Annotated in this window: 12 protein-coding genes; 5 read left to right on the top strand and 7 right to left on the bottom strand. The window is 68.4% G+C overall.

The features are described 5' to 3' along the window. Nucleotides 1-10: 10 nt before the first annotated feature. The 7 genes from VEW47_05270 to VEW47_05240 form a co-directional block, all read right to left on the bottom strand. Nucleotides 11-364 (bottom strand): NADH-quinone oxidoreductase subunit A, encoded by a 354-nt coding sequence (locus tag VEW47_05270; GenBank protein HYS04585.1) that lies wholly within the window; start codon nt 362-364, stop codon nt 11-13. A 554-nt stretch (nt 365-918) separates the two neighbouring features. Continuing rightward, nucleotides 919-2,376, bottom strand: a complete 1,458-nt coding sequence (locus tag VEW47_05265) for a sulfatase (protein HYS04584.1) — start codon at nt 2,374-2,376, stop codon at nt 919-921. Further along, complete coding sequence (locus VEW47_05260) at nt 2,373-4,130, bottom strand: TolC family protein (protein ID HYS04583.1); 1,758 nt, start codon at nt 4,128-4,130, stop codon at nt 2,373-2,375. The genes VEW47_05265 and VEW47_05260 overlap by 4 nt, the downstream gene beginning before the upstream one ends. 163 nt (nt 4,131-4,293) lie before the next feature. Further along, nucleotides 4,294-5,298 (bottom strand): dipeptide ABC transporter ATP-binding protein, encoded by a 1,005-nt coding sequence (locus VEW47_05255; protein HYS04582.1) that lies wholly within the window; start codon nt 5,296-5,298, stop codon nt 4,294-4,296. Next, a complete protein-coding gene (locus VEW47_05250; protein ID HYS04581.1) occupies nt 5,295-6,302 on the bottom strand; it encodes an ABC transporter ATP-binding protein in 1,008 nt (335 codons plus the stop codon). The genes VEW47_05255 and VEW47_05250 overlap by 4 nt, the downstream gene beginning before the upstream one ends. 3 nt (nt 6,303-6,305) lie before the next feature. Next, nucleotides 6,306-7,994 (bottom strand): methylmalonyl-CoA mutase family protein, encoded by a 1,689-nt coding sequence (locus tag VEW47_05245; protein HYS04580.1) that lies wholly within the window; start codon nt 7,992-7,994, stop codon nt 6,306-6,308. Between the two features lie 56 nt (nt 7,995-8,050). Beyond that, complete coding sequence (locus tag VEW47_05240; GenBank protein ID HYS04579.1) at nt 8,051-17,008, bottom strand: thrombospondin type 3 repeat-containing protein; 8,958 nt, start codon at nt 17,006-17,008, stop codon at nt 8,051-8,053. A gap of 291 nt (nt 17,009-17,299) precedes the next feature. Here VEW47_05240 and mtnA point away from each other — a divergent pair, with 291 nt between their 5' ends. The 5 genes from mtnA (at nt 17,300) to VEW47_05215 (ending at nt 22,512) form a co-directional block, all read left to right on the top strand. Continuing rightward, on the top strand, nt 17,300-18,379 hold the full coding sequence (mtnA, locus tag VEW47_05235) for an S-methyl-5-thioribose-1-phosphate isomerase (protein HYS04578.1): 1,080 nt from the start codon (nt 17,300-17,302) through the stop codon (nt 18,377-18,379). 8 nt (nt 18,380-18,387) lie between these two features. Next, on the top strand, nt 18,388-19,422 hold the full coding sequence (gene tsaD, locus VEW47_05230; protein HYS04577.1) for a tRNA (adenosine(37)-N6)-threonylcarbamoyltransferase complex transferase subunit TsaD: 1,035 nt from the start codon (nt 18,388-18,390) through the stop codon (nt 19,420-19,422). Between the two features lie 16 nt (nt 19,423-19,438). Continuing rightward, entirely contained in the window at nt 19,439-21,235 is a 1,797-nt protein-coding gene (lepA, locus tag VEW47_05225; protein ID HYS04576.1) for a translation elongation factor 4, read from the top strand. An 85-nt stretch (nt 21,236-21,320) separates the two neighbouring features. Next, nucleotides 21,321-22,019, top strand: coding sequence for a signal peptidase I (gene lepB / locus VEW47_05220; GenBank protein HYS04575.1), 699 nt, complete (start codon nt 21,321-21,323; stop codon nt 22,017-22,019). A 127-nt stretch (nt 22,020-22,146) separates the two neighbouring features. Further along, entirely contained in the window at nt 22,147-22,512 is a 366-nt protein-coding gene (locus VEW47_05215) for a hypothetical protein (GenBank protein HYS04574.1), read from the top strand. Nucleotides 22,513-22,608: the final 96 nt, after the last annotated feature.

Below are 22,608 nucleotides of genomic sequence, written 5' to 3'. Positions count from 1 at the left end.
TCTCTCCGCTTCAGTCCCAGTCGAGGGCGCCGCGGCGCCAGCAGTACAGGAATCCGACCAGGAGAACCCCGATGAACACCGCCATCTCGAGGAATCCGCGCATCCCCAGATCGCGGAACACGGTCGCCCAGGGATACAGGAAGGCGGCCTCGATGTCGAACAGGATGAACAGCATTCCCACCATGTAGAAGCGGACGGTGTAGCGCTTGCCGGAGGGCTCCAGCGGATCGACGCCGCACTCGTAGGGGCTCAGGTCGGTGCGGCTCGTCCGAGGATTGCCGACGAGGGTCGAGAGCCCCAGGATCGCCGCCCCCAGGAGTGCTGCGGCCACGAGCTGCAGACCGATCGGGACGTAGTCGATCACGCGGTCTCCCCCTCCGATCCGGGGTCCCCGCACATCGTGATATTTTTCACAAAGGCCGGCCCGCCATCACGCAGCGTGGCTCCAACGTAAGGAAGCCGTCATGCTAGCACCCCGGCCGTCAGGCGCGCAACCGCCCGGCCTTCGCCGCGCCCCCCCGAGGGAGCGAGGCAGGCGGAGAGGGGGTGCGGCTCATATTCGCTCGCGCGGCATAAGGCGTGCCCAACTCGCGCGCATGGCGCGGCTCAAAATCGCCTTACCCCCTCTCCGCCTGCCTCGCTCCCCGGTCCTCCACGCCGATGACGACGTCCACGATCGCGGACCAGGGTGCGGCACACGATCCGAAACGATCTCTCATTCGAGAGAGATCCGGTGCGCGGTCGTCCGCTTGTTCAACGCTGTGAAACCGCGGGAGTGAGCGCGCCGGGCCGCAGCGCGTCGCGGCGATTTTGAGCCGCGCCATGCGCGTGAGAGGGGCACACTTACCCCGCGCGAGCGAACATGAGCCGCGGCGCGCTGCGGCCCGGCGCGCCCGCGGGGACGCGGGGACGCGACTCTCAGGGGGGTGGCAGTCGGTAGGGCGGCCGCGCGGCGGGACGACGAAGCCAGGATTCGACCTGCGCCGCGAGCGCCCTGACCCGGTCGGGGCGCTCGGCGGCGAGGTCGGTCGTCTCCAGGGGATCGCGGGCCAGGTCGTAGAGCCGGTGCCGGCCATCGGAGGCCCAGTGCAGCTTCTCGGTTCCAAACCGGCAGGCAACGAGCGCCCGATCCCACGGCACGATGCGGACCTCGGGAAAGCGCTCCTGGATGATCTCGAGGAACTGGATCGGCCGTGCGAACTCGCTCACCAGCACGGGACCCTCGGCGGGGGGCGCCTCCCCCCCCCTTTCGGGCACCGACCGGAGCCCCCCGCGGCGCAGGCCGCGGATGCCGGGAAGGACGATCGACTCCCGGCGATCCCCGCCGTCCGGCGCGTTCTCGACCGGCACGCCGGCCAGCCCCAGGAGCGTCGCGTAGACATCCTGCAGCATGACCGGCTCCGCGATCCGCTGGCCGGATTCGACCGCCGCCGGGTAGCGCACGACCAGGGGGACATTCAAGAGTTCCTGGAAGACGCTCATCTTGTGGTCCAGGAACCCGTGGTCGCCGATCGCCTCGCCGTGGTCGGACGTGATGACCAGGACGGTCCGGTCCAGGAGTCCCCGCGCCCTCAGGAATGCCGCCAGCTCCCCGACCTTCTCGTCGATGTAGGAGATCTCTCCGTCGTACAGATCGGAGAGGACGTTCAGATCCCCTTCCTTGAGCCCCCCCAGGCCGAGGACGTACTTGACCTCGTCCGGATGCTTGAAGTGTCGCAGCCGTTCGACGGCCGCTCCATCCGTCCCCGGGGAGAGAAACCGGGACCTCCAGGGCTCGGGGGGGTTGTAGGGAAGATGCGGCTCGAGGTAATTGATGAAGACGAAAAAAGGCTGATCGCGCGCCGCGGGGTTGTCCTGCCGCCAGGCGAGGAAGCGCTCCACCCTCCCGTTCAGCTCGGCGGCCCCGGCGTCGTCTCTCTCCATCCTGTCCTTTTCCGTCTTCCTCCAGAACTCCTCGTACTCGTCGAACCCCTGGTCGAGTCCATACTGCCGACCGGCCCAGGGATTGGCCACGTACCCCAGGGTGCGATACCCCGCGTCATGGAGAGACTCGGCCAGGGTGCGGAACTTCTCATCCAGATGGAGATGACCGGAGTCGGCCCCGTGGGAGGAGGGAAACAGCCCCGTGAACAGGCTGGAATGGGCCGGCAGGGTCCAGGGTGCGGGTGTTATCGCCTGCCCGTAGATCGCCCCTTCCGAGGCCAGCGCGGCGATTTGGGGCGAGGTCTGGCGCGCATAGCCGTCGAAGGAGAAGCGGTCGGCCCGGGCGGTGTCGATGACCACCAGAACGATGTTCGGCCGGCTTCCCTGTCCGCAGCCGGCCGGAAGGAGGCATCCCAGGAGGATGACGGGAAGCCCCCCGGGGAGCCCTTTCATGGGGCCGAGGATCCCCCCTGGGAGGGGTCGGCCCACCCGGCGACCAGGCGTTTTCCCTCCAGCACGAACTGGTTCGGCAGCCCCCCGGCGGACGGGACGGCCCCCTCCAGTCCCGCCGACGACGTGGCCCCCGCCGGCTGGCGCTCTCCGCCGGGCGCTCCCTCGACTCTGGTCCTCGGGCGATAGGGCAGGGTCCGGCGGGAATCGTTGGCCGGCACCGCGACGTGTCTGGCCTCGAGAAGCGTCCCCTGGACCCGCTCCAGCTCCACCTGCGCCTTGTTGTAATCGACCATGGCGAGGTTCTCACGGACCTGGGCGGTGAACAGATCGTTCTGGAACTGCAGGACCTGGAAGGAGGTGCTCATGCCGTTCTCGAACTTCTTCTGCTCGGCGGACAGCTTCTCCTTCTGCAGGCGCACGTTCACCTGGGCCGCCTTGACGCGCTTCAGCGTCGTCTGGACGGCTCGCACGGCGTCGCGCACCTGGACGCGGGCCGCGAGCTCCAGCGTCTCAAGACCCTTTCCCGCCTGCGTCAGGGCGTACTCCGAGTCGGTGAAGCTGGCGATCGCCTGGCGGTTGCCGATCGGGATCCCCAGGGCCATGGTCACCTGCCAGTCTTTGTTGGCGCCGCGGCGCAGATCGTCGATGGAATTGCCATAGTTGTCGACGTCGATGCCGACCTTGCCGTACGAACCGTTCAGGTTCAGGCCCCAGCGTCTCTGGTTCCTGCGGAAGGCCAGGTCCGCCTCCTTGGACTTCAGATCCAATCGGGCCTGCTCAAGATCCGGGCGGTGCTGCAGCGCGGTCGACACGGCGCTCTCCATGTCGGGCGATTGTTCGACCAGCGGCAGCGGGTCGCTCGGAAGGAGCGGCTGCGACCACACCGGTGAGTCCTTCGGCACGTTCATGACCCGGCGCAGGCCGTCCTCGGCGGTTTTCACCTGGCTCTCGGCGATGATCACCGCCTCCTCCCGATCGGCCACCTGGGCCTCGGCCTGGGTGATCTCGATAGGGGCCAGCGTCCCGACCCGCACCTTGATCCGGTTCTGATCCAGGAAGTCCTGCGCCAGCTGCAGCGCCGCCAGGCTGGTCTTGAGATTGATCAGAGTGAAATTCAGGTCCCAGTAGGCCTTCTCGGCCGCGGACAGCGTGTCGATGACCGTCGAGCGGAACAGGGACTGGCTGATGCCGAGCGTGTTGCGGGCTTCCACGACGAAGGTCTTGCTCGCCTTCGGGCCGAAATTCCTGAGGAGAGGCTGCGTGATGCTGACCCTCCAGGAGGTATCGAATTCGGTCGTGTTCCCGCTGAACGTCGACTGCGCCGCGTTGTCGAACGCCTCGAGGTCGATCTGGTACTTGCCGCCGGTCTGGAGCGGGTCGATGAACGAGGCGATGAAATCATGCGTCTTGCTGGAGGACACGAAGGCCGTCGGCGACGGGCGCTGCGTGCTGCTGCTGGTCGCGGTGCCGTTCAGGAGCGGGTCGAAGATCGACTCTGCGACGATGACCTGGGCCTCGCTCCGGAGCGGATCGTAGGCGCGCACCACGATGTCGAGATTGTTCTCGAGCGCCGTCTTGACGGCGTCCTGCAGCGACAGGACGAAGGCCGGCGCGGCCGGGGCCTCGGGCGGCGGGGCCGCGCCCGGCGTCGCGGGGGGCGTCTCCTGCGCGAGCGGTCCGGCCCCCGCCAGGGGCGGCAGCAGGGCCAGGATCATGAGAAGGGTCAAGGTCGGGCGCGTCACGCGTCGTGTCATCAGATCACCTCGGTGTCCGTCGCTGCTCACGAAAACGGGGGAAGGAACGGACTCCTTCCCCCAGCTCGACTGCCGGTCCTCGTCCCGCTGCTTGAATCTCTATACGCTCGACCCCGCCGGGAAGTTTCATCCGCGGCGCATCACGCCGCCCTTCCCCGGGCCACTACGCGCCGCCGGCGGGCCCCGGATGGAGGTGGCAGGCCACCAGGTGGCCCGGGCTCACCTCCACGAGGGGCGGCTCGATCCGCGGGCACGCCTCCACCGCGCTCGGACAGCGCGTGTGGAACCGGCAGCCGGGCGGCGGCTGCGACGGCGACGGAAGGTCGCCGTGCAGGACCTGCCGCTCCCTGGCCCTGGCCGGGTCGGGGATCGGAATCGCCTGCAGGAGCGCCCTAGTATAAGGGTGAAGCGGGTTTCTGAAAATCTCGTCGCGCGTCGCGACCTCGACGATCTGGCCGAGGTACATCACCGCCACACGGTCGGCGATCCGCTCGACGACCGCCAGGTCGTGCGCGATGAACAGGTAGGCGATGCCGAAGTCTTCCTGAAGCCCGATCAGCAGGTTGATGACCTGGGCCTGCACCGAGACGTCCAGAGCCGAGACCGGCTCGTCCGCGACGATGAGCCGGGGCTTCAGGGCCAGGGCGCGCGCCACGCCGATGCGCTGTCTCTGGCCCCCCGAGAATTCGTGCGGGTAGCGGTCCCGCATGGCCGGGTCCAGCCCGACCCGCTGCAGGAGGGCCGCCACCATCTCGTCCCGCTCCTTCCGGTTCGCGCCGATCCTGTGGATGTCGAGCGGCTCGCGGACGATGGTCCTGACGCGCATGCGCGGGTTGAGGGAGGCGTAGGGGTCCTGGAACACGACCTGGATCTGGCGGCGCATGCGCCGCATGGCGCGCGGCGCCAGGGAGAGCAGGTCGACCCCGTCGAAGGTCACCGAGCCGGACGTCGGCTCCACGAGGCGCAGGATGCAGCGGCCGGTCGTCGTCTTGCCGCTCCCCGACTCCCCCACCAGCGCCAGGGTCTCGCCGGGTGCCAGGTGCAGGGACACTCCGTCCACGGCCCTCACCCATCCCGAGACACCGGAGAAGATCCCCCGCCTGATCGGGAAGTACTTCTTCAGGGAGTCCACCTGAAGCAGCGGGCGGACCGTCTCGACCGCGCTCACCGCGGGCGCCCTTCCATGTCGTGGTGCTTGTAGCAGGCCACGGTGCGTCCGGCGGCGCCGATCGGCAGAAGAGAAGGGGTCCCGACCCGGCACTCGTCCATCACGTCCGGGCAGCGCGGGTGGAAGGCGCACCCTGCCGGCAGGCGCTCCAGATCCGGCACGGTGCCGTCGATGGCGGACAGACGCTTCTTCCGGCCACCCGTCCCCGCCGCCGCCTCGCCCAGGCGCGGGATCGAACGGAGCAGACCGGCCGTGTACGGGTGCTTCGGCGAAAGGAACAGGTCGCGCGTGGTCGCCATCTCGACGATCCGGCCGGCGTACATGACCGCGACCCGGTCCGCGGTCTCGGCGATCACGCCCATGTTGTGGGTGATCAGGAGCAGCGACAGGTGGAAGTCCCGCTTGAGGGTGAGCAGGAGATCGAGGATCTCCGCCTGGATCGTCACGTCCAGTGCGGTCGTCGGCTCGTCGGCGACGAGGAGGGCCGGGCGGCATGCCAGCGCCATGGCGATCATGACCCTCTGCCGCATTCCGCCCGACATCTGGTGCGGGTACTCGGTGGCGCGGCGCGCCGCGTCCGGGATGCGCACCACCTCCATCAGACGGACCGCCTCGCGCAGGGCCTCCTTCTTCTTCATCATGCCGTGGACGATCAGCCCCTCGGCGATCTGGTAGCCGACCGTGAACACCGGGTTGAGGGCCGTGGAGGGCTCCTGGAAGACGAGGGCAATCTCGCGCCCGCGTACGCGCCGCATGCCCCGCTCCGGGAGGGACATCAGATCCTGGCCCTTGTAGACGATGCGGCCGGAGACGATGCGGCCGGGCGGGGGCACGAGACGGACGAGCGACAGCGCGGCGACGCTCTTGCCGCAGCCCGATTCCCCGACGAGCCCGAGCGTCTCCCCTTCGTCGACGTGGAACGACACCCTGTCGACGGCACGCACCTCGCCGCCGGCGCCTCGGAAGTGGGTCGACAGGTCGGAGACATCGAGCAGCCGGGGCACCGCTCAGACCCCGGCGGCGGGGCGATACAGCCCGAAGACGCCCCGCAGAGCGTCGGAGATCTCACCCAGCGTGGCTCGATCCTCGACCGCCCGCACGATGAGCGGCAGCAGGTTGGAGCCCGAGCGGGCCGCCTCGCCCACGGCCGCCAGCGCGGTCTCGACGGCCCGGGGGTCGCGGCGTCCCTTGAACGCCGCGAGGCGCGCGCGCTGCTCCTGCTCCAGGCGGGGGTCGATCTTCTGGATCGGGATCGGAGGGCCGCCCTGCTCCGCCGCCTCGTCCTTGAACCGGTTGACGCCGACGATGACGCGGGCGCCGCCGTCGACCTGGCGCTGGTGCCGGAAGGCGGCCTCCTGGATTTCCTTCTGCTGGAAGCCGGTCTCGATCGCGCGGAGCGTTCCGCCCAGGTCGTCGATTTTCTGGAGATACGCCCACACGCGCTCCTCGATGGCGGAGGTCAGGGTCTCGAGGTAGTACGAGCCGCCCAGGGGATCGACGGTGTCGGCGGCGCCGCTCTCGTGCGCCAGGATCTGCTGCGTGCGCAGGGCGACGGTCGCGGCCTTCTCCGTGGGCAGGCCGAGCGCCTCGTCCATGCCGTTCGTGTGCAGGCTCTGCGTCCCTCCCAGGACCGCCGCCAGCGCCTGCACGGCGACGCGGACGACATTGTTCTCCGGCTGCTGCGCCGTGAGCGTCGAACCGCCTGTCTGCGCGTGGAAGCGCATCTGGAGCGCGCGCGGGTCATTCACCTTGAAGCGCCGCGTCATGATGCGGGCCCAGACGCGGCGCGCCGCGCGGAACTTGGCGATCTCCTCGAAGAAATTGTTGTGCGCGTTGAAGAAGAACGAGACCTGCCCGGCGATCTCCTCGATCGGAAGCGCGGCGGCGCGCGCGGCCTCGAGATAGGCGATGCCGTTCGCGAAGGTGAAGGCGATCTCCTGCACCGCCGTCGAGCCGGCCTCGCGGATGTGGTAGCCGCTGATGCTGATCGCGTTCCAGCGCGGCAGCTCGTTCCGGCAGTAGGCGAACAGGTCGGTGGCGATGCGCAGGGAGGCCTGCGGCGGGAAGATATAGGTGCCGCGCGCGATGTACTCCTTCAGGACGTCATTCTGCACGGTCCCCGACAGCGCCCCGAGCGGGATGCTCTGCCTCCGGGCGACCGCCACATAGAGCGCCAGGAGGATCGCCGCGGTGGCGTTGATCGTCATCGAGGTGGAGACGCGGTCGAGCGGCAGCCCGGCCAGGAGGTCCTGCATGTCGTCGATCGTGTCGATCGAGACACCGGCCCGCCCGACCTCCCCCTGCGCCATCGCATGGTCGGAGTCGTATCCCATCTGGGTCGGAAGGTCGAAGGCGACCGACAGACCCGTCTGCCCCTGGCCGAGGAGGTAGCGCAGGCGCCTGTTGGTCCCGGCGGCGTCGCCGAAGCCGGCGTACTGCCGCATGGTCCAGAAGCGGCTCCGGTACAGGGTCGGCTGCACGCCGCGGGTGAACGGGTAGGCGCCCGGGAACCCGAGGTCCTCCGGGTAGTCGATCGTCCCGACATCGAGCGGCGTGTACAGCCGTTCGACCGGGATCCCGCTGTCCGTCTCGAACTTCGGGCTGCGCTCCGGCAGGCGCGCGAGCGATTCGCGCAGCGGGCCTTCGGCCCACTCCTCGAGGAGCCCGGGCAGGGTGCGTTCCTTGCGGTCGCTCACGCGGAAACGCTACCACAGAAGCGGAGACGCCCGCCCGTTCCAGGAGCGTGTCCGCGCTACGGCGGGCAGCTCACCGTCGACACGAGGATGGTGTTGTCGCTCTTGCGGCCGAGGGCGTCCCTCCCGCCGGCGGCGTTGGCGCTGTGCCCCACGAGGTAGTAGAAGGACTGCCCGAGCCCCGGGGTCGCGGTGTCGGTGGCCAGGACGCTGCTGCCGACCGCCTGCTGCGGCAGGTCCGGGCGCAGACAGGTGAGGGTCGCGAGCGTCGTGTCGGACACGTTTCCGGTCAGGAGACCTCGGAAGAGGTCGTAGCCGTTCACCGACGACGGCTGCGGCCGCGCCTGCCAGGTGAGAGTGGCGGAGCCGGCCGGAAGGTGCGTCAGGCCGAGCGCCAGGTCCGCTCCGTCACCGGTGTAGACCCGGGCGAGTGACGAGGCCCCCGTGGTGCCGGTGCACTGGAAGTCGGCGCTGCAGCGCACGAACAGCTGGTAGTTCGCGTCCACAACCGGCGCGTCGATAAAGGCGTTGTTGGTCGTCCAGTCCTGCACGACCTTGCCGTCCCGCGCGAAGCGGTACTGCGCGACTCCGCCCACGCAACCGCCCGGCAACGAGGAGGCGGAGGCGTCGAGCGTCAGCTTCTCCCCGCGCTCGATGACCCCGTCGGCGTTGGCGTCGCGGACCACGAGCACCGCGGTGGTGCCGTGATCTCCGACAGCCTGGCTGCAGGTCGCGGGGCAGGCTCCGGACTGAGGCGGACGGTTGTCCACGAGCAGGCTGATCTGGGTCTGGATGAGGCCGGTGATCTTGATGTCGTCCACCCACCACCCGTCGTCGTCGAGCTGGTTGTCCCAGGAACCGGCTTCCTGCTCGTACGACTGGCCCGTGGGGTTGAACTCCCAGGACTGGGCGATCCAGCGGATCTGGACCCTCTGACCCAGGTACCGGCCCAGGTCGAACTTTGTCTGGACCCAGTTCCCCGAGCCGGTGTTCCCGGTCTGACCGGGTCCATCGCACTCCTTGGTCGTCGTCTGGTCCCACTGCCAGCCGCAGTTCGACCAGACGCCCTGGTTCCAGCACATCGTCTCGTGGACGCCGCGCGGGGCGGGCGGGGCCGTGCCCGTATCGGTCGGGGTCAGCTGGCAGTAGGTCGTGGACGTGCCGAAATCGCTCCAGATCTGCGGCACGTGGTCATAGACGTTCTCGAACGGCGCCAGCTTGTCCCAGGTCCCCCAGCCGGAGGTCCCTCCCTGATCGACGTGGATCTGCACGTCGCCGTAGTCGAACGCCGTGCCCGGCGGCGCGTTGACCCCGGAATCGTTGCTGATCATGCTGGCGATATGGAAGAACGACAGCTGCAGATCGGGGCGGAAATCGCCCGAGGCCGGAAAGACCTCGGTGCAGCAGCCGGGGAGGGGGGTGAGGATCATCGGCTCCGTCACGAAGGCGGCCAGCTGCCTGAACTTGACGGTGTCACCGTTGAGCCGGTTCGACGTGTCGGTATGGTAACCCCAGTGCAGCGAGTTGGTGCCGCTGTGGGCCAGGGCGCCGTCCGCCGGGGTGATGTGGCCTGTGGCGTTCGGGCAGGCTCCCACCGGACAATGGATGTGCCAGTCCATCTCGTTGTCGGGATCGATGATGCAGCCGGGATCCGCCGGCGGCACGTTGAATCCGCCGCAGCCGATGCCGGCGAGGCCGCCGAGACCGCCCTGCGTCGTGCGCACGGTGTTGCCCAGAGTGTCGTTCAGGACCCCGGGGGTCCCACGCGGCTGGTCGGCGATGGTCACGACGCCATCGCTGTCGCGGTCCGTGTCGAAGTCTTCGGAATACAGACCATCGTCGCTGGTCCCCATCAACCCGTCCGGACCCGGGATCTTGACGGGGTTCGCCGCGGGTGGCAGGTCGAGGTCGGCCAGGATGAGCACCGGCACCCGGGCCGTCGTCCCGAGGACTTCCGCCGATGTCAGGGTCAGGGTCATGTCGAGCGTCGCCGGATTCGCGGCGCTCGTGCTCTGCATCGTCTGCTTCGTGACCACCTCGTAGTAGTCGCCCGTGTCGTCGGCGGTCCCGGCGATCCGGTCGGCCCCGATCGAGCCGAGGCTCAGCGTCTCCCCCGCCCGGAACAGCGCCCGGAAGATCGTCGGCCGCGTGATGCACGCCACGTCGGGATCGGAGCTGTTGAGATTCAGGCTCACGTTGGTCAGGTCGAACGTTCCGGCGTTCTTGACCGACATGTAGATCCGCACCTTCTCGCCGCTGTCCGCGAACCCGTCATGGTCGCCGTCCACGTCGCCGACCTGCGTCGACATGACGAGGATCTTGGCGAGGGGCACGGCGCGGCAGGCGACCACCACGTTGTAGCTCAGCATGTCGTCCGGCACGCCGTTGTTGTCGTCGTCCCACGTGCCGACCGGATCGCACTCGTCGCCCAGACCGTCCGAATCCGTGTCCCTCTGGCGGTTCGTGTTGGCGAGCACCGCCGGGTTGTAGGTGTTGGGGCAGTCATCGACGGAGTCGGGCACCTTGTCCACGTCCTCGTCATCGTTGACGGTGGAGCAGAAGCCCGCGTTGGTGACCTCGAACTTGACGCACACCTCCTGCGAGATGTTGAGGCAGGTGCCTCCGGTGGGACATTGGCTGCTCTGGGTGCAGACCCTCGCGATGTTGCTGCACGTTCCCGTGATCGGACAACCGCCCGCCCCCGTGTCGGCGGTGCAGATGATGGAGTTGGATCGGCTGCAGTTCCCCGAGGCCAGTGTGGTCTTCAGCGCCCCCTGGCAGTCCCCGTCGCACGCGTCCCCGAGCGCGTCGTTGTCGGTGTTGGTCTGAGTCAGGTTGGGCACGCGCACGCAGTTGTCGTTCCTGTCCTGGATGCCGTCGCCGTCCCGGTCGCTCGAGGAGTTGCAGGCGTCCCCGCGGGTGGTCGAGCCCTGGCCGGGCACCTGGAACGGGTTGTACACGTCGGGGCAGTTGTCGAGCTGGTTCGCGATACCGTCGAAGTCGACGTCGTCCAGGTCGCAGTCGTCCCCCACGCCGTCGCCGTCGCTGTCGATCTGGGTCGGGTTGGTCGCCGTCGGGCAGTTGTCGCACAGGGTGCCGAAGCCGTCCGCGTCCCCCACGCAGGTGCCGGTGCCGCACACCGTGGAGGACGAGCAGGGCTTGCCGGGGGTCGCGCCGCCGACGCAGGCGCCGTTCTCCTGGCCGGGGTTGTACACCTGAGGGCAGTTGTCGGTGCCGACAGGGGGCGCCGCGATGCCGTCGCCGTCCACGTTTTCGAAGGTCCTCTCCGCCAGCTGGCCGTCGGCGTCGGCGTCGCACAGCGGGTCGCTGTAGTAGACGGTCAGGTTCTGATCCGTGGACGGGGTCAGGAAGATCGTCCCGGGATTGTTGAACTGGGCCGACACGGTGATCGTGCCGCGGAAGAGCCCGGGCGCCACCGCGGGAAGCTGGAAGCTCTTGATCGGCACGCTGACCTTGTCGACCCCCGTCGTGATCTGGGTCGAGTCGCTCTCGGTCGCGGCCTGCACGCTGACGAATTGGTCGAGGGGTCTCTTGGGATCGTTGACCGTCACCTCGATCGCCTCGTCGCACTGGTACAGCACGGTCCGGTCCACGACGATCGTCGCGCACTGCTGGCCGGCCGCCTCGCCAGCCTGTCCGAAGCGCTGGCACGCGGGCGTGTGGGGGGGCGCGAACTGGCTCTCGTCGAGCGGGTGGACCTCGTCCCACTCCAGGACGGGATCGTCGACCGCCAGCCCGTAGTCGGTCGTCCCGGCGTTGCTCTCGATGACGAAGAAGCCGATCTCGAACTGCCAGCGGGTGCCGGCCGGGCCGGGGTTGAAGAAGCCGCCGGCCTCGAACGCTCCGGGGCCGGTCTCCGCGTAGGTCAGGCCCTCCTGGTAATTGATCAGCGACCAGTCGAAGTTGCGCACCGGCCCCGCGGGGCGCCGGTCGGCCGGGCGGTGGTCGGCCTGGTACGACAACGGCAGCGGGTCGATGGCGCGCGGGTAGGGCAGGAAATCGGGCGCCGCGGGGGGCATCGGGGTCGTGCTGTCCGGATTGGTGTTGGCGGTGAACCCGGAGAATCCGGTTTCGTCCCCCGTGATCGTGCGGCTGTTGGCGAGAGAGCTGTCCGGATCCACGAGCGCTCCGAACGTCCGCTGAGGATCGACGTCGTAGTAATACGGATCGATGCCGTAGTTGTAGGTCGCCCAGTGGGCGACGTTGTAATACACCCCCCCGAAACGCTGGTAGAAGACGGTCTGACAGAGGAGGCAGTTCCGGTCGTCGTTCTCCAGGTTGCTGTCGAGGTTGATGAACCCGCCCGCATAGGCATCCGGGGTCTGGATGTTGACGTTCATCGCCAGACGCTGGAACTCCACGGTGTAGGGGAACCCTCGAGCGTCGGGGAGCTGGTGCACCTGGGCGATGATCGGCGACTCCAGGATGTCCAGGATCCTCTCGGCCTGCGGCGGTGTCGCGAGATCGTGCGGCATGGCGTAGTTGTCGCATCCGGTGGCCGTGGCGTCCGGCGTGGTCGGATCGCCGTCCCCGGTGTGCCAGATCCCCGCGCCGAAGTTCTGGAACAGAGGGGCGGGGTTGTTGTCCCCGATCGCCGTCTGGAACCCGCACAGACCGCTCTGCTGGTACTCCCAGATCGACCCGCCCGGAAGGTTGCCGGGAATGCTGACCGGGTGCCGCGTCGTGAAGAAGCCGCCGTCGTTCAGGTCGAGCGCGAAGGGGACCTTGTCGCGCGTGTCCTGGCCGCTCGGCGCGAACAGGATCCCCCTGTCCAGCATGCCGTTCGGGATCACGTCGTTCTCGGTGCTCGGGTCCAGCGTCCCGTTGTTGTTCAGGTCCTCTCCCAGCGTGTTGCGCACCACGCCGCCGTCGCTCGTGAACAGCGAGGAGAAGGTGATGTCCTCGTCCGGCGTCTGGATGCCGGTGAACGGATTGATCGCGTCGGGGAGGTCGATCTGGAGGTTCCGGTTCAGATCGCGCACCTCGCGCCCGGTGCCGAACTGGTTCCCGGCCGGATAATCGGTCGAGTAGTGCAGCACCTCCTTGTCGGAGTTCATGGCGTAGGTGAAGGCGAACGTCTGACGGCCGATGATCTTCGAGCGGTTGCTCGAATCGAGCTGCAGGGTCAGCGTCACCTTGCGGCTGGCCACCGGCAGCGCGTTGAGCACCGCGCCGTCGACCTTCAAGGAGAAACCGATGGCCGTCGTCTGCCCGCCGGGAAGGCGGCCGATTCCCTTGGGGGAGTCGAGGACCTTGATCGCCGCCGCCCCCGTCCCCGAGGGGGTCAGTGTGGCGGTCACCTCCGAGTAGTCGTCCCCGCGGTTCGAGTTCAAAAGGGCGATGGTGTACCCGAGGATCTCGTCCGCGTCCGGGAACTGGTCGTGGTCGCAGCCGCCCGTGATCAGGGCCGGTTGGTCGGTCTGGTCGCGGATCGCGAGCGGACTCAGGAACAGATCGGGATCGCAGCGCACCGTCGCGCGCGCCTGGCCGGCCGGTTGGCCAGGGTCCGCGTAGTCGACGACGATGAACCGGCCGGTGTCGGCCTCCAGGAGACCGTTGTTCGCCACCGCGTTCGGCGACACCAGCCGAACGGGGACCTTCATCGAGCGGAACCCGTGGCTGCCGGTCGGAGTCTCGGTGAACGCGAAGCCGCGCTCGGTATCGAGGATGTTCCCGAGCGTGTCCTGCACCGTCAGGGTCGTGGCCGAGGCGACGCTCGCGGTCGTGCCGTCGGGGTCGAACACCTGGACCTCGACGTCGTCGGCGCAGCCGTAGGTTCCCTTGTCGAGATCGATCTGGCTGGCCAGGAAGGTGTGGGACGTCCCGGCCCAGCTCTGCGTGCCGGTCCCCAGGACCGGACCGGCGATGACCAGCGCGTACGGCTGCCCCCCCGCGTCCAGGAGACCGTCGTGGTCCAGGTCCTCACCGGCGTCCAGCCGGAAGTTGCCGTTCGTGTCCTCATTCGGACCGTTGATCGCGGTGATCTGTCCCGCCGTGGCGCCCCCGGCGCCGTGCTTCACGCGGACGCGCCAGGTCCCGATCGGAATCTGCGACTCGGCCGGCTGTCCCACCGTGTTGACGCGCACGGCGGACAGGTGGATCGCCTCGACCGGATTGCGGATGTCCCCCGGATCGGCATCGAGGGGGGTGCGGCCCAGGGACCACTGACCGACGCGCGGGCCGCCGCCGGTCTGGTAGACGTTGCCGTCGTACAGGACGTTGTCGTTGGCGCTGTTCGCACCGCAGACTGCGCCCCCGGGCGCGATGTCGCCGGCGAACAGGCAGTTGTCACGTCCCGGAGACTCCAGCTCGAGATCGAGATCGTTCACCAGCGTGCCGGCGCCATCCGCCACGTCCGGCGGGTCGGGCCAGGCGAGAGCCACGCGCAGGCTGCCGATCGAGACGGCACGGCCGCCGCCGGGCAGACCGGTCGTGCTCGGCGCGTTGACGGTGAAGAGATGCGTGGCGGTGGTGTTCGTCAAGTTGTTGATCGGGGGCTCACCGGTCCCCATATCGTCGAAGATCAGCACGCCGGAGGCCGGATACTCCGGCGTATTCGGCAGCCCGATCGCCTTCGACGGCGGCCAGTTCGGGATCGGCAGGACGCTCGAGAGCTGGATGCGGCCGTACCCCTGCTCCTGGTTGCCGATGACGCCGACGCCCGACACCGTGAGGTTGACCGCGCGCGACTGGCCGACCAGCTTGTCGTTGGTAGTCGGATAATCGGTGACGCCGATCCCTTCCAGGAAGTTGGCGCTGGCGACCAGGGCAGCCTTCACCAGGGACCCCGAGAGATTCGCCATCCGGTCGCCCGTCTTCCGGCTGCCGGTCGGGTAGAAGCCCTGGGCGAAGTAGTCGCGCACGACCGCACCGGCGCCGGTCGCGTAGGCGGAGGCGTACGAGGTCCCCAGGTTGTTCTCGTCGAGCTGCGCCTCGACCGGGTTGATGTTGTCGTTGTCGCGGCTGCGGAACACCGCCACGCCGACCGTCCCGGGGGCGTTGAACAACCCGCTGAAGTCTTCGCCTGCGGCCATCACGATCGGCGCCGTCCGCAGGGACAGCGGCGTCGCCGGCCCGCGCGACGACCAGGCCGATCCCTCCTCCTCGAGGTTGCGCGTGCCCGAGAAGGTCTGCATGTCGTAGCGATGGCTGCCGACTGAGACGATGTTCTTGGCCGTAGCCGGCGGCGAGATCTCGAGACCGACGGGGACGTTCGGATCGTTGTCCGCGTTCGTGCCGTCGAACAGGTCGGGATAGAGGCGGCGGCTGACCTGGGAGGGGGCCGCCCCCTGATTGCCGACCGGCACGAAGACCATGTAATCCCGGTTGTTCACCAGGAAGGTGTCGATCTGGCTCGACTCGGCGGGATAAGTGCCGTTCGAGGGATTGAACAGGATGCTGTCGAAGTTGATGGGAGCCCCGAACGGCATGACGTGCAGGTGGACATTGTTGCCGCCGTCACGCGCCTGCTCGAGGCGGGTCTCCAGATTGCCGGGAGTGACGTTGCCGCCCAGCTCGATGAGCTCGTTGTACAGACAGCGCAACGGACCCGCCGAGTCCTGCATGAGGATGCGCGCGCCGCGGGCGATCCCGTCCATGTTGATGCCGGTGATGATGGGGCGGCCGTTCAGGATCGACTTGTTCGCGAAGGCGCCGACCTCGGAGGGAAAGCCGCCGATGGCGCCCGACACCACGTTCCCGTGCGTGCCGCTCCCGAACAGGACGCCGTCGCAGGTGTCGCCGTTGTCGGCGATGGGCTGAATGGCCTGCACCTTGCGATGCGCCGGGCCGATCGGGTGGGTCAGGTCGGTCACCTGGGTGGCCGTCTGTGAGAACTGCGCCGAGTCGAGGCTCAGCCCGTTGTCGGTGACCGCGACGATTTGCGGCGGAACCGGCGCCGTGCCGTTGTTCAGGCGCTGCAATCGGCAGAGCCCCCCTGCGCTGCAGTTGGCGTCGATGGTGCAGACCAGGGCAGGGTTGTTCGTGCAGAGGAACGCGCCGACCCCGCCGCCGTCCAGCCCGATGTCCGAGTACGGCCTCGCGCCCAGGGTATCTTCCACGCTGCCGGTCATCGTGAGGCTGGGTGCCTCGGAGTTGGCGAGCATCAGCTCGGGGACCTCCTGAATCGTGCCGACGGGGTCGAGGGCGGCGATGGCGGCGATCTTCTGAGCGTCGGCCTCGACGCGCAACACCCTGCCGTCGCCGGAGTAGTCGCTCACGGCCTGCTTGCCCACCAGGCTCTCGACGGCGCGGCGCATCTGCTCGGTCTCGTCGGTCACGGCTCCCGGCCAGGCGCTCACCATCAGCTCGAGCGTCGTGGAGCGCGCCCGGCTCGCCTGGATCATCGGCGTGCGCCCGAGGTTGCGGTCAATCTTGAGGGCGGGATGGTACGGCGCCATCGCCTCGACGAACGGCAGATCCGCCAGGCGATCGAGCGCCGCCGCGTCGCGCGAGCGGACCAGGAACGCGCGCTCGGGCAGCGAGGCGAAGACGCGGCCCGACTCGCCCAGCGCGCGGCCGATCGCATCCACTCCGAGATCCCGCACGGCCTGCTCGGAGACCTGGATGATGTTCGCGCCCGGGGCCAGCCCGCCGCGCCCTGCGCGCCGGTGCGTCGCGGCGCGCTGCAGACCGCGCGGCAGGCTGTCGAAGGACCGCGCGTCCTTGAGATTGAAGAACCCGAGAGGGGTCAGGACGAGGCCGCGCCGATTGCCGGGGACGTCGAGTGTCTTGAACCGGTCGCCCAAGGGGGACAGCCCCGGGACTCTTCCCTGCAGGGTGGGCAGGGTCGTGCGCTGCCAGAAATCGTACGAGCTCGACGGGCTGAACCGTTCCTCGAAGCCGCCGCCTTTCTGCTTCACTCCAGGGGCCCCGACCCCCGGGGCGGAGTTGCGACCGGCGAGGTTCGCTTCGATCCCGAAGATGAAAGCGGCCGCCAGGACGAAGGCGGCATAGGCTGCGAGCAACAGCGACCTCAGGCTAACGAGCCTGCGCATCAGACCCTCCAGATGAAGACACTCCCCCACCCGTCCCGGACCGGGCATGAGAGGCTGCGTTCGGGCGTCATAAGACACTCGTCCAGAATTGCACCTTTTCGCGTTGAGATACGTTCAAGTTGCTGTCCTGTCAACGAGTTTTGAACGGCCGACTCAACGTATCCCGACCCCTTGGCGACCGGCATGCCCCTGCATGCCTGTTGCGGCGAGTCTGCCATTGTCCGCGCTGAATATTGGCCGATTCGGCGTCAATTGCGCCCCGGTGGGCGTTTCCAGTAACATGAGGTCCCTATGTTCAGCACCATCGAGTGGACGGACGACGGCGTCGTCATGCTCGATCAGCGCCGTCTCCCCGAGCAGGAGATCTATCTCACGCTCCGGACCGCCGAAGAGGTGGCCGCGGCCATCCGGGACATGGTGATCCGCGGCGCGCCGGCCATCGGCGTGGCCGCGGCGATGGGGATCGCGCTCGGCATCGGGAGGGCGGGCGACGCGCCCGCGGACGACCGCCGCGCCCGGTTCGAGATCGTCGCGCGGCTCCTGGAATCGACCCGGCCCACGGCGGTGAACCTGTTCTGGGCGGTCGACAGGATGCGGCGCCGTTTCATGGAGCACGTCGCCGATCCTTTCCCGCGCCTCGCCGCCGTCCTGCGGGAGGAAGCGATCGCGATCCGGCGTGAGGACATCGAGGCGAACCGCGCCATGGGCCGGCACGGAGCGACTCTCCTGCCGGATGTGTGCCGCGTTCTGACCCATTGCAACGCCGGCGCTCTGGCGACGGCCGGCTACGGCACGGCGCTTGGAGTCGTCCGGTCGGCCGTCGAGTCCGGCAAGAAGGTGGCGGTCTATGCCGACGAGACGCGGCCGTTCCTGCAGGGCGCGCGCCTCACGGCCTGGGAGCTGCACCGCGACGGCATCCCGGTCACCGTTCTGACCGACGGGATGGCGGGGCACCTGTTCCAGAAGACGGAGATCGATCTCTGCCTGGTCGGCGCCGACCGCATCGCGCGGAATGGCGACACGGCCAACAAGATCGGAACGTACCAGGTGGCGGTTCTGGCCCAGGCGCACGGCGTGCCGTTCTACGTCGCGGCCCCGACCACGACCATCGACGCGGGGGCGGCCACGGGGGCCGATATCCCGATCGAAGAGCGGGCGGCGCACGAGGTCGAGCACATCGCCGGCCGGCGTATTGTCCCGGAAGGGGTGCCGGTGATCCATCCGGCCTTCGACGTCACGCCTCATCGACTGATCGCCGCCATCATCACCGAGCGGGGTGTCGTGCGCCCGCCCTACGAGCCGGGTCTCCTGGCGATCTGCGGGTCCGCCGCGACGTCCGGGGCGCCCTCCCTCCGCCCGGCCGGGCGGTGACGGCCGGCGTGACGTCCGTCGCGAACCCCCTGATCCTCGGAATCGAGACCTCCTGCGACGAGACCGCGGCGGCGGTCCTGCGGGGACGCGTCATCCTGTCGAACGTCATCGCCTCGCAGGCCGACATCCATCGCGAGTACGGAGGCGTCGTCCCGGAGCTGGCCTCGCGCCACCACCTCGAGCGGATCGACGCGGTCATCGACCTTGCGCTCCGGCGCGCGGGGCTCTCCCTGGACGACCTCGACGCCGTGGCGGTCACCCGCGGCCCCGGTCTGGTCGGGTCGCTCCTGGTCGGCCTGCAGGCGGCCAAGGGGATCGCCTACGTGCGTCGCCTTCCGCTGCTGGCGGTCAACCACCTCGAGGGGCACCTGCGCTCGGTCTGGCTGGAGCATCCGGAAGCGCCCTTCCCCGCAATCAGCCTCATCGCCTCGGGAGGACACACGGCGCTGTACCTGTCCGTCGACGAGGAGAGCGTCGTGCGCCTGGCGCGCACCCGCGATGACGCCTCGGGTGAGGCGTTCGACAAGGTCGCCAAGCTCGTCGGTCTCGGCTACCCGGGCGGACCGGTCGTCGATCGCCTGGCCAAAACGGGAGACCGCCTGTCGGTCCCGCTGTCCCCCCCGAAGATGAGCGACGGCAGCCTCGATTTCTCGTTCAGCGGCTTCAAGACCGCGGTGCTGCGCCACGCCCGGGCCCGCGGGCTCGACCGCCCCTTTCCAGCCGGCGAGCCGGACCAGGAGACGCGCGATCTGCTGGCCTCGTTCCAGTCCGCGGTGGTGGAGTTCATGGTGAAGCGCGTGATGACGGTCGCGATCCGCGAGAGGGCGCTTTCGATCGGCCTGTCGGGGGGTGTGGCGTGCAATTCTCTCCTGAGGTCCCGCGTCGCGGAGGAGGCCCGGAAGGCGGGGCTCGAGAGCTACGCCGTCAGCCCGTCGCTCGCCTCCGATAACGCCGCCATGATCGCCGAGGTCGGCAGGCGGCTCCTGCTGCGCGGCGAGATCGCCGACCTCGCGGTCAACGCCGATCCCGGGCTCGAGTTCTAGGAACCTGGCCGAAACGATGGACCCACGGCTCATCCGGAACTTCTGCATCATCGCCCACATCGACCACGGCAAGACCACCCTGTCGGATCGCATTCTCGAGCTGACGGGCGCCTTGACGCAGCGGGAGATGTCGGACCAGGTCCTGGACGGCATGGACCTGGAGCGCGAGCGCGGCATCACCATCAAGGCGCACGCTGTGGCGCTCGAATACCGCGCGGCGGACGGGAACACCTACCGCGTGAACCTCATCGACACTCCGGGGCACGTCGACTTCGCCTACGAGGTGTCGCGCTCCCTGTCGGCCTGCGAGGGGGCCGTGCTGGTGGTGGACGCCTCGCAGGGAGTCGAGGCGCAGACCCTCGCCAACTCGTACATGGCGGTCGATCACCACCTGACGGTCCTGCCGGTGATCAACAAGATCGATCTGCCCTCGGCCGAGCCGGACAAGGTCAAGGACCAGATCGAGAACATCATCGGTCTCTCCGCGCAGCACGCCATTCTCGCTTCCGCCAAGGAGGGGACGGGCGTGCGCGAGATCCTGGAGGCGGTGGTGCGGGAGGTCCCGCCGCCGGCGGGGGATCCGCAGAGGCCGGCGAAGGCGCTGGTGTTCGACTCGTGGTTCGACCCCTACCGCGGTGTCGTCATCCTGGCGCGCGTCATCGACGGGACGCTCAAGCGCAAGATGCGCATCCGGCTGATGGCGACGGGGCGCGACTACGACCTGGAGGAGCTGGGTCTCCTGACACCCAAGATGACGCCGGCCGAATCGCTGTCGGTCGGCGAGGTCGGCGTCCTGATAGCCAACATCCGGAACTCGGCCGAGGTGAAGATCGGCGACACGGTCACCGACGCCCGCCATCCCACCGACGCGGCGTTCCCCGGCTTCCAGGAGATGCGCCCGATGGTGTTCGCCGGTCTGTTCCCGATCGGCGAGTCGAGCTACGAGAATCTCCGCGATACGCTCGACAAGCTGCGGCTCAATGATTCGTCCTTCACGGTGGAGCCGGAGACCAGCGAGGCGCTCGGGTTCGGCTACCGCTGCGGCTTCCTCGGGCTCCTGCACATGGAGATCGTGCAGGCGCGGCTGGAGCGCCACTTCGGGATGGAGCTGATCACGACCGCGCCCTCGGTGCGCTACCGCGTCACCACGACCGACGGCCAGGAGCTGGAGGTGAGCAACCCGGCCAAGCTCCCGCCGCCTCAGAGAATCGAACGCTGGGAGGAGCCGGTGATCACCGCCCTCATCCTGACGCCGCCCGAGCACGTCGGCGGAATCCTGGCGCTGTGCCAGGACAAGAGGGGCGTCCAGAAGGAGCTGAAGTACGTCACCACGAACCGCGTGCTGATCACCTACGACCTGCCGTTCAACGAGGTCGTGCTCGATTTCTACGACCGGCTCAAGACGTTGTCGCGCGGCTACGCCTCGTTGGATTACCACCACACCGGCTGGTGGGAGTCGGACCTCGTGAAGCTCGACATCCTGGTCAACGGAGAGCCGGTGGACGCCCTGTCGCTCATCGTGCACAAGGAGCGCGCCCCCCAGAAAGGGCGCGCCCTGGTCCAGAAGCTGCGGCAGGTGATCCCGCGGCAGCTGTTCGAGGTGGCCATCCAGGCGGCGATCGGCAGCAAGATCGTCGCCCGTGAGAACGTCGCGGCCATGCGCAAGAACGTCCTGGCGAAGTGCTACGGCGGCGACATCACGCGCAAGCGCAAGCTTCTCGAGAAACAAAAGGAAGGGAAGAAGCGGATGAAGAAGGTCGGGCGCGTGGACATCCCCCAGGAGGCCTTCCTGGCGCTGCTCAAGGTCGACTAGAGCCGGCGCCGCACGGGCATTTCCACATGGAAACCGGCGGTCGATCGCTGCATACTCTATCCGGGGTCGGATGATGACGATTTCATTGAAGCCCAGACGGTTCTTCTTCGAGTACACGCAGGCGGGGCTCGTCGCCATCATCTTCGCGCTGTTCGTCCGGACCTTCCTCGTCCAGCCGTTCACCATCCCCAGCCCGTCCATGGAGGACACCCTCCTGGTCGGGGACTACATCCTGGTGAACAAGTTCGCCCTCGCCTCCCTGGCCTCCCCGCTCGAGCGCGCCTTCATGCCGCTCGCCGAGGTGCGCCGGGGGGACGTCATCGTGTTCCGCTACCCGCACGACGAGACCCAGGATTACGTCAAGCGCGCCATCGCGCTTCCGGGCGAGACGGTGAAGATCGTCGACCGCGTCGTCTACATCCAGAAGCCGGGCCAGGAAGGCTACGTGCCGATCATCGAGCCGTACAGCAACCACAAGGATCCCGGCTCGGTCCCGCCCGAGCTCGACAACTTCGGCCCGCTCACGATTCCCGAAGGCCAGTATTTCGTCATGGGCGACAACCGCGACAACAGCCTGGACAGCCGTGAGTGGGGTCTCGTCCCGCGCGATCACATCATCGGCCGGGGGCTCCTGATCTACTGGTCCTTCGTGCGCGCCGATCGCGACGGCGTCCGGGCCGCCGGCCGGCACCCCTCCCCGACCAAGGCCTCCCGCCTCCTGACGAGCGCCGGTGCCTTCTTCACCGGGACACGCTGGGACCGCAGCGGCCGTCTGATCCGCTGACAACCCGAAACACCTTCACCCGCCCGCGTTCGATCACAGAACCGTAATCGTGTCCTTGCAAGAGCGCGCGCCGGTTCCTATATTGGCCTGGAGGCAACGCTCGACGCCGCGAAAGGGGGCATCCGCCGTGTTTCTGCGGGATGAACGGGGCGAGGGACGACTCGGGACACTCTTCGGCATCGTGGTCCTGGCGGTCTTCATCTACCTTGGAGTGAAGATCGTGCCGATCCTGATCAACGTCTACGAGTTCCGCGACTCGATCGAAGAGCAGGCCCGCTTCGCGGCGCTCCCGCGCCACGACGACGAGGTGGTCAAGCACGCCATACTGCTCAAGGCCCGGGAGCTCGAGCTCCCCGTCGGCGCCAAGGACGTCATCGTGAACCGGAGCTCGACGCGGATCGACATCCAGGTCCGCTACACCGTCCCGATCGAGACCCCGGTGTACACCTACAAGTGGAGCCTCGACGAGTCGCTGAGCGCCCCGCTCTTTTAAGCGCTGCGCGGCGCCGTTCGCGACCGAGTCGATCGATTCCAGGAAAAAAAGGGGGCCCCGATCGGGGCCCCCTGTAGTTTCAGTCCCTGTCCCCGG

The sequence above is a fragment of the Candidatus Dormiibacterota bacterium genome (assembly GCA_035635555.1).
Classification (GTDB): domain Bacteria; phylum Acidobacteriota; class Polarisedimenticolia; order Gp22-AA2; family Gp22-AA2; genus Gp22-AA3.
Note: the sequence above shows the minus strand (reverse complement) of the source record. Positions and strands in the feature narration are given on the sequence as shown.